The following is a 13,228-nucleotide window of genomic DNA, read 5'->3' as shown; positions in this document are numbered from 1 at the left end:
ATACAGATTAGGCATATAGAAGTAATACGCCTTTACTAAAAAAAGGGGGGGGTATTAAATAAGTAAAAAATAAATTAATGCTAACATTTCAGCATCTTTGAACCACTTCAATAGTTTTTTCTTACCATTTGACTTATGTTCTTTTACTGTATCGGTGGATATTTGCATCTTTTGAGCAATTTCAGAAATTTTTAACCCTTCGAGAGTATATTGCATAACTAACTTACACTGTGGGGGAAGTGTATGTATTGCCGCGGCTAATTGACTGTATATATCTTCTTCAAAAACTTCCTCCCAATAATTTTCCAGTATTTCGAAATGAATTTTTAATGGCTCTTCAGCCTTATTTCTCACATTTACTTTGCGAAGATGACTTATACATTTGTTTTTCAAAGATGCGAATAGAAAATATTTAACTTGATCTATAGATTCAAACTTTTTGTTACTTTCTAGGATTGACATAAATACGTCTTGAACAATATCATAAGCAACATCAGTATCTTTAACGTAATTTAAAGAGACATTTTTCAGTGCTACAAAATATTGAGAATACATCAATTTGTAGGCTTGATTGTCCTTTTTTGATAATAATTTTAAAAAAATATGTTGGTTTATACCCTCCATAGTTTTATTTCATAGACTAAGTACTCATTCATGTAGTAATCAAGTGCAATAATACATAAAATTGACTCTTTTTCTTAATATCATTCGTGTACTGTTAAAAAAATGTTAAATATTTTTAACTTTTTTTAAATATAATGCAATAATACAACTGGAAATAAGTATTCTAAACTGCTAAGCTAAAAGTGATGCGCAAAACACAAAACTTATCTGTGGAATTACAACTTAAAAGTGGAGATTTTTTATACTGTTAATTTTTGTGTTGATCGGTAGATCATTTCCATTTCATTTGGAGTTCCATATCCAATTTCAGAATGTATCCTTTAGGCATTGATAATTCTTCAATGTACCTGAACAATTCTAGCTTTGCACTCTTCCTGTTGACAAAGTATTAGCATACGTGGTCAAAATCCAACTGCTTTTAGTGTTTGGCTCGCCTGCGGATTGCTTAGTCTTCGATGTTGTCACTATTTTTGATATTACCATCACACAATCCATTTTTCAAAAATACCACCAACAGTTTTCGTCTATTTCATAGTTATCGTTGAATCATGCTTGCGCATTTCTCTTCAACGACCAGAGCTCAACTATAATTAGAAAAGCTTTGTTCATTAATCATTTTGATTTTTTTATCAAATCTATAACAATGGTTTTATGTATTACAGCAGAGGTACGGGGAGGGGCACTAAGTATTTTTTAGTGGCAATCGTACATTTTGCGTTTGAGTGAGCGGCTCAGGAAACTGCTATAATAAAAAAAGTCCTCACATTTGGCCAATTTAAAGGTGTTTTAAAAAATTAATTGCTCTGTTTTAAATAAACATCTATAGAAGCCTTAGCATTTTGGTGGAATTTCCGGAGATTAAATAGGGATGAGCAGGTACGTGCAGGATGGATTATTCTTTACAATTCACAATATTGAGAATATTTGCTTGTGCTAAATAATGGTATATATACTATATCTACCAAAATAACCAACATCTAACCTAACCTAACAATCGATGAACATATTATCAGAAAGAAAAACATATTTTATCGAATTCGAAAAGTTATTGTATGCTGCAGCTTGTGGTACATATACCTGTATTCTGTAAATAGCAATATGAATCGAAGACTAATGAATATGAGAAATTTTTTATCTATATTTTTTTTGCTGATTGGAATTATACCGTTTTTCTTGCATGCACAACAATCAGCAGATAAAGTGTTGTTTTATAAAAAGCCTGCTACTGATTTTAATGAAGCTTTACCAATAGGTAATGGAAGGATTGGAGCAATGGTATATGGCGGCTTACAAAATGAAACTTTAAACATCAACGAAGCAACACTTTGGGGCGGAGGTCCAGCTAATAATAATCCCAATCCAAATGCATCTCAATTTCTAAGTAGTGTACGCAGCTATTTAGATGATGGTAACTGGCAGCAGGCATCTAGAACTTTACAGAAAATGCAGGGTCCCAATGTGAATTCTTATGTACCACTGGCAGATGTGAACATCCAACAGACGCTAGACGGCGATGTAAGTAGTTACCAAAGAAACCTTGACCTATCAACAGCTATCGCGACAACACAATTTTCAGTAGGGGGAGTGAATTACACGAGAGAAGTTTTAGTTTCTAAACCATCCGAAATTATCATAATGAGAATGACTGCATCGCAAGTTGGGAAACTGAATTTTTCGCTTGGAATAAGTACGCAATTTGACAGTAGCCAGGTAGTCTTTGAGAAAGGAGTAATGATTCTGAAAGGTCAATTACCTTATCATATAAACTCTAATAGACGGATTGAAATGGAGCAAATTTCTGCCAATGGTCAAAAGGGAATGCGGTATCAATTGCGGATCAAAATCTTATTGCCAAATAGTGATGGGAAATTAGAAGAAATTAATGGACTTTCGGTTTCTAATGCGACGGAAGCTCTCGTTTATATTACAGCTACAACCAGTTATAACGGTTTTCGAAATAGACCAGATACCGAAGGCGTTGATGAAAATAAACTTGCAGAAAAATACATAACAGAAGCGACGAAACAGAATTTTAAAAAAATCCGAGAAGCTCATGTTTTAGACTATCAAAAATATTTCAATAGGGTAAATTTGGATTTGGGTTTGTCTGATAAAAATGTCATACCAACAGATGAACGTCTGGCCAATTATAAAAAGGGTAGCGAAGACAAAGGACTTGAAGTGTTGTATTTCAACTTCGGCAGGTATCTGTTGATCAGTTCTTCCCGACCAGGGGGTGTTCCAGCAAATCTACAGGGTATTTGGAATAAAAACCAACGACCATCATGGGGTAGCAATTATACAACAAATATCAATGTTCAAATGAATTATTGGCCTGCATTGATGTTTAATATGGTAGAGATGAACGCTCCATTACTCGACCAAATAGAGAGATGGGCACAAAATGGTAGGGAAATAGTACAGAACTATTACAAAATGAACGGCTGGACAGTGCATCACAATTCTGATATTTGGGCTACAGCCAATCCAGTTCAAGGTGATCCCAAGTACGCTAATTGGGCATTAGGTGGTCCCTGGCTAAGCCAACACCTTTATTGGCATTACCAATTTACCATGGATAAATCGTATCTGAAACAAAAGGCCTATCCACTCATGAAAGAGGCAGCAAGGTTCTGCGACGATTGGCTTGTACTAAAAAAAGGATATTATGTAACATCTCCTTCGACCTCTCCCGAAAATGTGTTTATAGATACCAATGGCAATAAAGGTGTTGTAACTATTGGCTCCACCATGGATATGCAAATTATATGGGATCTGTATAACAACTTAATTGAGGCTTCCGAAACGCTCAATATTGATAAAGTACTTCGCTATGAATGGATCCAGAAACGAGACAAACTGTTTCCTATGAGGATAGGTATAGCAGGCAATATCATGGAGTGGTCGCAAGATTTTAAAGATGACGATCCTCAGCATAGGCATGTATCTCACCTGTTTGGCTTACATCCGGGAAGACAATTGTCTCCCATCCTGACGCCAGATTTAGCAAAAGCAGCGAGAAAAACACTCGAAATACGAGGTGACGGTGGAACCGGATGGAGTAAAGCATGGAAGGTGAATTTTTGGTCTAGGTTATTGGATGGAGAGCATGCCTATAAAATGTATAGAGAGCTGCTTTCGACTTCAACGTTAAACAACCTGCTTGATAACCACCCACCGTTTCAGATAGATGGCAATTTTGGTGGTATTTCAGGCATAGGCGAAATGTTGCTACAAAGTCATCTTAATGAACTTCATTTACTACCGGCATTGCCAAAAAAATGGGAAAATGGTTCCATTGAAGGGATGCTAGCAAGAGGTGGCTTTATTGTAGATATGAAATGGGAAAACAATAAAATCTTATCAGGGAAGATTAAAGCATCAAGTAACAGCGAGTGCAAAATCCGCACAGATGTACCAATTAAAGTAAAAGGAGTAAAAAGTAAAACAGAAAAGAATGGACATTACTACCTCACTACTTTTATTTCTAATGCTGGACGTGTTTATGAGTTTCGACGTTAACAATTATCAATAATTTAAGAGTAAGATTTTATTGTAATTGCTGCATTGATTGAAGACTATTTTATTAGAAATATTCACGAAATAAATAGTTGAAAATTACTTTTAGCGTAAGGGTAAGCGATCGTGTTTTTTGATTCAGAATTTAAAATTTTGAACATCTGTTGATACGAAACCGTTCATCCCGCCTATTGCCAATACAATGTTAGCAGTTCGTAGTTTTTTCATTTTAGTTTCTGTCCTAATAGTTCAATTTTTGTCAACCATTTTTCACGCCTCACTTGCTTAGATAAACGTATTGGTCCAATCGTTGTCGCTTTTATGTTACGAACACCACAATAATACAAAGTATTTCTGCTCATAGCCCAATAACTTGGTCTGTGATTTACTAACCAATAAAACCATACCGGTTGGTCAAGTGTAGAAATAATTCTTGCGGTTTTCCCTTTTAAGAGTCCGTCCGCCAAAAGTGAGTTTTCACGTTTTTGAAAAACAAATCCAGGCAAAAACAGTCTGTCGATAAATCCTTTCATAATTGCTGGTAGTGAAGCCCACCAAACAGGATAAACCCAAACCAAATGCTCGGCCCACTGAATTTTGTCCCACGCTTCAAGTAAGTCGGGTTCAAGTTCAGTTCGTTTTCTGTAACCAAATTGTAAGTTTGGATTGAATTTTAAGTCTGCAATTATAATTTCTTTGAGTTCAGCATTTGTTGTCAAAACTCCTTTCTTATATGCCTCGGCAAGTGCATTGCAATAACTTTCATTGTCTGGGTGTCCGTATATGAGAAGTATTTTTTTCATTTTTTTATTGTGTCGTTATGTTTGAGTCGTCCGTATTATGACTGCTAAAGTTTTGGAGTTATGCGATGGTTGGGCAATCGAAACACAAATTTTTTTTGCACATATGTTGAACCGAATAACTACCGTTGAACTTAGCAGTTTCGTCCTCTATTGCAAAATCCTTGTAGTGGATTACGTTTGTGTTAAGCGACAAAAACATAACGCTAAATTAATTTATTTTTTACCGTAAGAAAAAGGGATTATTTTTTAATTGTTGTTCGTATTGATCTTTGTCGATAAAAGGCCACAAGTCATAGTCGCCTGAATTTTTGAATTCGTCAAACTGTTGCTTTCGTTCCGCTATTTTTTCTCGGTAATGTTTCCCTAAAGTCATTACACTTAATAACAAGTCCTTAAATGAAAATCGGATAAGCGGATTTGTCGGATCAAGATATGGCCATTCGTATTCGAAGTCAGAATGCAGAAATAAAATGTATCTGGCTATTTCTTTAGTATTTCGTCTGTAAGTCTGTTATTACCTGTATCGGGAAGTAGGTATTCGCTTATCAAGTTTTTAAGAGGTGGTCTAAAACAATCAAATCGCGAATTTACAACATAATAGTTTATTGTTGATTTTCTTAGTACTAGTATATTGTTGGTAATTTAAGAATTTCCATGATTTAGGTATATGACTGAAGCTATTTTAACTGATATATGAAATTTAGGATGTATAATTGGGAATGTCTTCTAGGTTACGTCAATTTGAAAAATGAAAGTTCGCGTTATTTCAAATTATAAAAATTAAACTTTAGAAACATTGTTTCAAGATGTAAAATAAAGAGCTGAGAAATTAATCTCAGCTCTTTTGTATTTATTAGAATATAAACTTAGTACTAAGGAAATTTGACTTATTGTTTGCGATGATTTCATTCAATAAGGCTTTGTTTTGTTCTGTTGCTTTTGTGGCAACAATAGATCTGATAGAAAATGAACGTAATGCATCTTTGACAGAAAGTGTGCCCTCTGCACTATCTTTACGACCTGTGAATGGGAAATTATCAGGACCTCGTTGACATTGGCTATTGATATTTACTCTTCCTACTTGATTCACTAATGGTGCGATCAATGATGTAATGACTGTATCATCATTGCTGAATAAGCTTACCTGCTGTCCATGTGATGAATTAATTACATATTCTATAGGCTCTTCAATATTATCATAGGGAACAACTGGAATTATAGGTCCAAACTGTTCTTCACGATATAGTTTCATCTCTTTTGTAACAGGATATACTATTGCAGGGTAGAAAAATGATTCACATATTTCACCTCCATTTTCGTTAATAACAGTAGCTCCATGTGCTTTGGCATCTTCCACACAATCATTCAAGTATTGTGGCTTATTGATTTCAGCTAAAGGAGTAATTGTAACACCACTTTCCCATGGCATACCAATTTTTATTTTTTGTAATTCAGCTTTCAATTTCTCTAAGAAATCTTCAACAATATTGCGATCTACAAAAATTATTTTCAATGCTGTACAACGTTGTCCGTTGAATGATAATGCACCGATCAGGGTTTCTTGCACAGCAAGGTTAATGTCTGCTTTTTTGTCAATAATAGCTGCGTTTTTCGCATCAAGCCCAAGAATAGCGCGCAGTCGATTCACTTTTGGGTGTAATTTTTTCAAGTCATTCGCAACTTTGCTTGATCCAATTAAAGCTAGTACATCAATTTTTCCTGATTTCATTAAATCTGGAACAATCTTATTTCCTCGACCATATATAGTATTCACGACACCTTTAGGAAAGCTCGTTTGAAAGGCCTCTAATAGTGGCGAGAATAACAACGTACCATGTTTAGGTGGTTTGAATAAAATTGTATTCCCCATCACTAAAGCCGGAATTAGCGTTGTAAAAGTTTCATTTAGTGGGTAATTGAATGGTCCCATACACAACACTACTCCTAATGGAGCTCGTCGAACTTGTGCGATGATACCTTGTTCTATTTGAAAACGTGATGAATCTCTATCTATATCTTTAAGTGCTTGTATAGTGTCATAAATATATTCTACCGTACGATCAAATTCTTTGTTCGAGTCAGCAAAAGACTTACCTATTTCCCACATAATCAATTTTACAATGATATCTTTTTTGGAAATCATTTTTTGAGTAAAATTGTCTAGGCATTCAATACGCTGTTCAACACTCATCGAAGGCCATTCTCCCTTTCCATAATCATATGCCGCTACAGCAGCATCTAATGCTTTTTGAGATTCTACTACCGTAGCTAGTGGATAGCTCCCGATTCGCTTACGATTTGTACCTTCTACTGTTTTTATGCAAATAGGAGAGTATACCTCACTGACTTCTCCATTCCACACAATCATTTCCCCATTACAGAGAAATTCTCTTTGTTCTACTTCCGATGCTAGTAAAAATTCACTAGGAATTTCATCTTCACTCGGAAAGACATTTTGCAATTCAATTTTCATTTTTTAATTGAAATTTATAACTGTTAATAATTAACAAAATAATTGATTAAATAATATCGCTTGCTCAGCAATTTTGTATTTAATGGTTCAAGGTTTAGCGTATTATCAAAATTCAGATAGTATAGATAATACATTTTAATATTGCCTCTTTAATGAAGTATCCAAATTTTATATCAGATAATTACTTTGACAAAGTTGATTAAAAAAAATGCAATTATTAAAATAAAATAACGAAATCGTTGCCAAAATATCATAAAATATTACTTTGTGGCTTGTTAATTTTAAATAGTAATATTTTTATGTAAAGCAATATATGATCAAGAATTACTGATTAGATTATTAATCAATAGTAAGTATTGGCAGGATTGAATGGGAAGGTGTTAGCTTATAAATAAAAAATCAGTAGTAACATCATATTTACTACTGATTTTATGTATTTCTATTTATCAATGAAAGTTAGCTTTAATTCATTGTAGTTTAGTTGCTTATGGGATATTCAGGTATTTGTGCGTTTGTAATGAGATATTCCATTTTGGATTATCCTTTACATATTCAATAATCATAGGAGTTACTTCCGTAGCTTTTGACCATTCTGGTTGTAAATATAACTTACAGTTTTCGCTAACCATTTTAGCGTGCTCTTCTGCCCATTGAAAATCTGACTTATTGAAAACGATTACTTTTAATTCTCCTGCAGCAGCTAATACATCAGGTCTTGGACCTTTAAATTTTTTAGGAGAAAGACATATCCAATCCCAATGACCACTCAAAGGATAAGCTCCAGATGTTTCAATAAAAGTCTTAATCCCTTCTTCTTTAAGTCTTTTTGTCAGTAAGTCTAAATTGTAAATTAAAGGTTCACCGCCCGTAATAACAACAGTTTTAGATGGGTGAAGTTTAGCAGTTTCTACAATTTTTTCTGCTGAGGTTAAGGGGTGTAAAGTTGCATCCCAGCTCTCTTTGACATCACACCAATGACAGCCTATATCACAACCACCTAGACGGATAAAATAAGCAGCTTTGCCTGTATGATATCCTTCTCCTTGAATTGTGTAAAACTCCTCCATTAAGGGCAACAACGATCCATCTTCTGGTACTTGATGTGACATTTCCTATTTTTTTGAATGCAAAGGTACGATTTATTACTGTTAAGTTATGGTTAAGCATTTAGGAAAGTTGTAATGTCTTGGTTATTTAATTGTCAAAATGCTATATTTGGTAAAGGTGTGTTCTAAATTATGATATGAGGTTATTCCTAAACACTGTATACCTACTTCTTTTTGTATTTGGCAATTTTAAAGCTTTGGCTGACGGTTCAAAAGACTTATACCCAAAAGGTGTCAGAGGTGGTCGTGCCTTTATGGAAAGTATGACGTATGCTGGGGTCAACTTATCTCATAAATTTTATAATCATGCTAAGCATTTTGCCTATGTTAGGAATGGAGAGACTTTAGCAGTAGCCTCAAGTGCACAGGGGGTTCGGAATGGAACGATACGCATCATTAGTCCAACAGGTGCTGTTTTTAGTAATGGAAATAATTTGGTGAAGGGAAAAATTATTGGGTCAAATGGGATGAGTAATAGAGATGCCGAATTAGCGGGACCTCGAAGTGGCTATGAACCGTTTGAAGTGAAATCTGATGAAGAAGGTATTTGGACTGTAGAGTTTTTTACACCCGATAGTTTGCTTGCCAATAATAATATTCCAAATATATTAGCTGATGAAAATTGGAATCAACCAGATGGTCTAAACATTATAGCTGCTTGGGATGTATCAGTACGAAATACCCAGGATTCAGAATGGCTTCAAGGTAGAGTGTTTGTCAATGTGTTAAATATCCATATGAATGGTGGCAATATGGCAGATCCTACCCGTGCATTTTATGGTGTTAATTATGTATTGACGAAAGATGGCTATTATTATAAGGTAGACGGAAATGGTGGTATAGGTTTAAAATTCACATATTTTGTGAATAATTCAGGAATATTAAATGATGACGGATCACCAAGTTATAAAAGTTCAATTGATGGTTATAGAGCATCGGTTCATGATCCGAATACGAATGATGTAGGTACGGAGTATATAACACACAAGATATTTTATTCGCTACCAAATAATGATCTACCAACCCAAAGCTCTAGTTATAGAGGAAACACTTGGTTGCTTAATGAAATCGAAATTCCTACTGTAGAGGATATACATTTTATTTCTTCAGAGGAGACAGAAAAGAATATAAACGCGAAGGGAGCAAAAATTGGTTTTGTAACTAATTATTCCGGACGTTACAAGATTACGATAAGAAGTACTGATAGTTTGGTTTCTTTTCCGTATCGTGAAATTATTTATCAAGCTACAGTTGGTGCAAATTTAGTCGTGTGGGACGCGAAAGATGGTGAGGGAAAAATGGTTCCTAGTGGTGATTATCGAATTGAGGCAAGTATTGCATCAATAGAGGGTGAGGTTCATTTTCCGTATTTTGATACAGAGATTAATCCAAATGGATTAAAGCTCGAACGAGTGGATCGAACAAGTAACACCGTACAGCCCGCTATTTTATATTGGGATGATAGTGATATTCCAAAGGGGGCATTTTTAGCAGAGCATTCCAATCCAATTGTCAATCTGTCCGGCATACCAAGTAATATAAATGGACATCGTTGGGGAACATATAATATTTCAACTCCTGGAGGAGGTTTGAACAATAACCTATTTACTGGATCAAATAGTTTTGGGAATAATATGGCGATGGATACGTGGTCCTATGCTGTTCATGTTGAAGAATCTATAGCCAAAGATATTGTTGTAGCAGTTGCCGATTTAGAGGTGGTGGGTATAGAAGTGGATAAGGATACAATTGAGTTAAATGAACAGGTTAATTATACCATAAGCGTTCGCAACAATGGGCCCTCAGATGCTATAGGTGCGAAGTTTGAATATAGTTTACCATTGGGTTTTATTATAGAAAATATAACATTTAAGGACTCTGATTGTGCTAATATTGGGGCTGTGAATATTTCATCTAATTCGTTATTGGTACCTATAAATATAAAAAATGGTTGTTTGGTTGAATTTAGTATAAAAGCATACGCAAATAACGTCCCCGATGCTACTTATGGCTTCGTCAACACTGAGGCAGGTATAGTCCGTCCGGTTGGAATAACCGATCCTGATGCTACATCAACTGATAATGCAGAGTTAGCACCGAAGTCTGCACGAGAGGAGTGCTCTCCTGATGGATGTAATAATGTAAAAATAAATAGAGATGTTTTTCTTCTTGAGCCAGTTAATGAAAGAGGAAAAGTGGCTTTAAGAAAAAGCGTAAGACATATAGATACAGATAAAAATGGATTTCAGGAAATTGGTGAAATGCTAGAATATACATTTACTGTAAAGAATGTTGGATTTGTTCAGTTGAAAGGATTGGTTATTGTGGATAGTTTGTTGTCATCTCAGCCGATTTCCTTACAAGATATAGTACTTATGCCTACACAAGAGCACTCTATTACTGTACAGTATACGATTACTGAAGATGATGTTCAAAAAAAACATGTAGAAAATACAGCTTCCATAATTGGTCAAAACCCAAGAAATTTTAATGTTACGGATGTTTCAGGAACACAATTCAACTCGGATGATCTTACAATCATAGATATTGACAAATCTCCCTTGATACAACTAAGAAAAATAGTGGTAAATAGAGGGTCAGGAGAGAATGGTAGATTTACCTTGGGTGATTCCATAAAATATGCTCTTGAAGTTAAGCATCAAGGTGACATTCCAATAGAAAAAATCAAGATTACTGATCATTTGTTATTTAATGAATCTCAGTTGGTTTATGCTGGCCAGATGAAGAATCAAACGATGGTTTTTGAGTATTCCTATCCCTTGAATAATGCTGATGTTCAGGTGGGGTTTGTCGAAAATACAGCATTAGTAGAGGTGGTTGATTCAAAGTATAATAATAGCCTACATGATATTTCAGGAACAACTTTTGAAAATGACGAAAAGACCATAACGCTAGTTGCTACGGCTCCGGTTGCTGTGGAAGATTTTTTAGAAATATACCAGGGTAATATTTCTACGTTGGATATTTTGAAAAATGATAAACAGGGTAATAGCAATTGGAGTGATGGCCATATCGAAATTATTGAGCAGCCAACTTTAGGAAATTTAGCAGTAGATGGGTTGACAGTTCAGTATACCCAATTTAATAACTTTGAGAGTGGATTGGATTATTTTACATATAGGGTATATGACAATAGTAGGCTCATGAGTAATATTGTACGTGTAGAATTAACCATTGTCAAGACTATTCCGAAAGCTATAGATGATTATTTTATTCAACATTACAATTCAAATACAACTATGACCCCTGCGCAAAATGATTCTGTTGAATACAGTGAATTAGATTTTGAGAGTATCACAATTATAAATCAACCATTAAATGGTACTCTTCGGTATCTTGGTAATGGTGAGTTTAAGTATGAATCGAATAAAACATTTTCGGGAGTAGATGAATTTACATATCGTATCATGGACAAGAATGGCAATTGGTCTGATCCCGCTACAGTCAAAGTTGATGTCTCGGGTTTTTTGATTCCTAATGTTATTACGCCTAATGGAGATGGTTTAAATGATACTTTTGAAATAATAGGATTATATCAATTTGAAACGGTAGAAATACAATTGTTTGATCGTTTTAAGAATTTAATCCATCATGATTTAAATTATAAAAATAATTGGCAAGTAAGTAATACAGTGCGAGACGGAACGTATTTTTATATATTGAAATTAAATAAAAAGGGAACTAAGACAATTATAAAAAAAGGTTCAATACTAATCACAAGAGAGCTGTTGAATTAGATTACTCATGCCATTCTTCTCTTCCTAAAGACTTTTTACTGTCAACATTAATTTCAATACGTTCTTCACTGAAGTTGAAATTAACATTATTCAAATTCGGTTGACCAGCATCTATCCAAGCCGAATACCAAAATGAAGCAACAGCATGAATGGACGCTTTAAATCTACGTTCGACCATTCCATTCATAGCTATGTCATATGCCTCTGTGTAGCTATCAGAATAGGTTTGTATAAGTTGATTATTTCTTTCAATGTAAGTCTTGATAGCTGATGATTTGAATTTCATCGATAGTTGTTTTTCGATATGCAAGACCGAATCAACCAAACTATTACTTTGCTTAACTATTTTCCAAGCATAATCTACTGGATCTGATATATAGACTGCTGATCCAATAAATAAATCATACTTTTTCATATACATTTCGGGTATTCTAGTTTCCCATAAGGCATGTATTCCTATTTGATTTGAATATTGACCGTTATAATTGCTAGTTGTGTGTAATGGGACATGAGCATCTGCAACATAATGTCCTAGATCTGCACTATACTGGATTATACGTCTCAAATTTTTGATTTTGAAAGCTTCCACAAGATTCATATAGGTTCTATTAATTTGCCACGGAACAATGCCTTGTGCTAACAGTTTCTTTTCAGTTAGTTTTTCTTTAGCTTTTGACCAATGTATTGGTATGCTATCTACATTTTCATATTTATCCAGATCAATATAGTGCTTTGGACCTTCTATCGTATCTATATAGCATCTCTTGTCTGCATCTACTGCTTTTTCGGTAATTGTTTTTATGTTCTTTTTGTAAAATATGGCTAATTCTTTAGGTAATAGAAATACTGCAGTCTCATTTATTTTTTTATGCGGATTGAATCCCCAAGATGATAACAGAATACCTATAATTATTAATATAAAAGGGAATGGTTTCATAATTAGTG

At 34.4% G+C, this 13,228-nt stretch carries 7 protein-coding genes; 2 read left to right on the top strand and 5 right to left on the bottom strand.

Going from position 1 to position 13,228, the window contains the following annotated elements; all coding sequences use genetic code 11:
• Positions 1 to 54: 54 nt before the first annotated feature.
• A complete protein-coding gene (locus IPZ78_RS00580) occupies positions 55 to 624 on the bottom strand; it encodes an RNA polymerase sigma factor (RefSeq protein WP_225550974.1) in 570 nt (189 codons plus the stop codon).
• Between the two features lie 1,119 nt (positions 625 to 1,743).
• Between IPZ78_RS00580 and IPZ78_RS00575 the strand changes: the two genes are divergently transcribed.
• Positions 1,744 to 4,146: a glycoside hydrolase family 95 protein gene (locus IPZ78_RS00575; RefSeq protein WP_225550973.1), complete on the top strand. Its 2,403-nt coding sequence runs from the start codon at positions 1,744 to 1,746 to the stop codon at positions 4,144 to 4,146.
• A 221-nt stretch (positions 4,147 to 4,367) separates the two neighbouring features.
• Here IPZ78_RS00575 and IPZ78_RS00570 read toward each other — a convergent pair whose 3' ends face one another.
• From IPZ78_RS00570 to IPZ78_RS00560, 3 genes are all read right to left on the bottom strand, one after another.
• Positions 4,368 to 4,946: an NAD(P)H-dependent oxidoreductase gene (locus IPZ78_RS00570; RefSeq protein WP_225550972.1), complete on the bottom strand. Its 579-nt coding sequence runs from the start codon at positions 4,944 to 4,946 to the stop codon at positions 4,368 to 4,370.
• 853 nt (positions 4,947 to 5,799) lie between these two features.
• A complete protein-coding gene (locus IPZ78_RS00565) occupies positions 5,800 to 7,419 on the bottom strand; it encodes an NADP-dependent glyceraldehyde-3-phosphate dehydrogenase (RefSeq protein ID WP_225550971.1) in 1,620 nt (539 codons plus the stop codon).
• 485 nt (positions 7,420 to 7,904) lie between these two features.
• Positions 7,905 to 8,528, bottom strand: coding sequence for a 7-carboxy-7-deazaguanine synthase QueE (locus IPZ78_RS00560; RefSeq protein WP_225550970.1), 624 nt, complete (start codon positions 8,526 to 8,528; stop codon positions 7,905 to 7,907).
• Positions 8,529 to 8,662: 134 nt separating this feature from the next.
• Here IPZ78_RS00560 and IPZ78_RS00555 point away from each other — a divergent pair, with 134 nt between their 5' ends.
• A complete protein-coding gene (locus IPZ78_RS00555) occupies positions 8,663 to 12,283 on the top strand; it encodes a DUF7507 domain-containing protein (RefSeq protein WP_225550969.1) in 3,621 nt (1,206 codons plus the stop codon).
• Position 12,284: 1 nt separating this feature from the next.
• On the opposite strand, the gene IPZ78_RS00550 is transcribed toward IPZ78_RS00555, so the two are convergent.
• Entirely contained in the window at positions 12,285 to 13,220 is a 936-nt protein-coding gene (locus IPZ78_RS00550; protein ID WP_225550968.1) for a zinc dependent phospholipase C family protein, read from the bottom strand.
• Positions 13,221 to 13,228: the final 8 nt, after the last annotated feature.

Origin of the sequence: Sphingobacterium bovistauri, assembly GCF_020295405.1 — a bacterium.
GTDB lineage: Bacteria > Bacteroidota > Bacteroidia > Sphingobacteriales > Sphingobacteriaceae > Sphingobacterium > Sphingobacterium bovistauri.
Note: the sequence above shows the minus strand (reverse complement) of the source record. Positions and strands in the feature narration are given on the sequence as shown.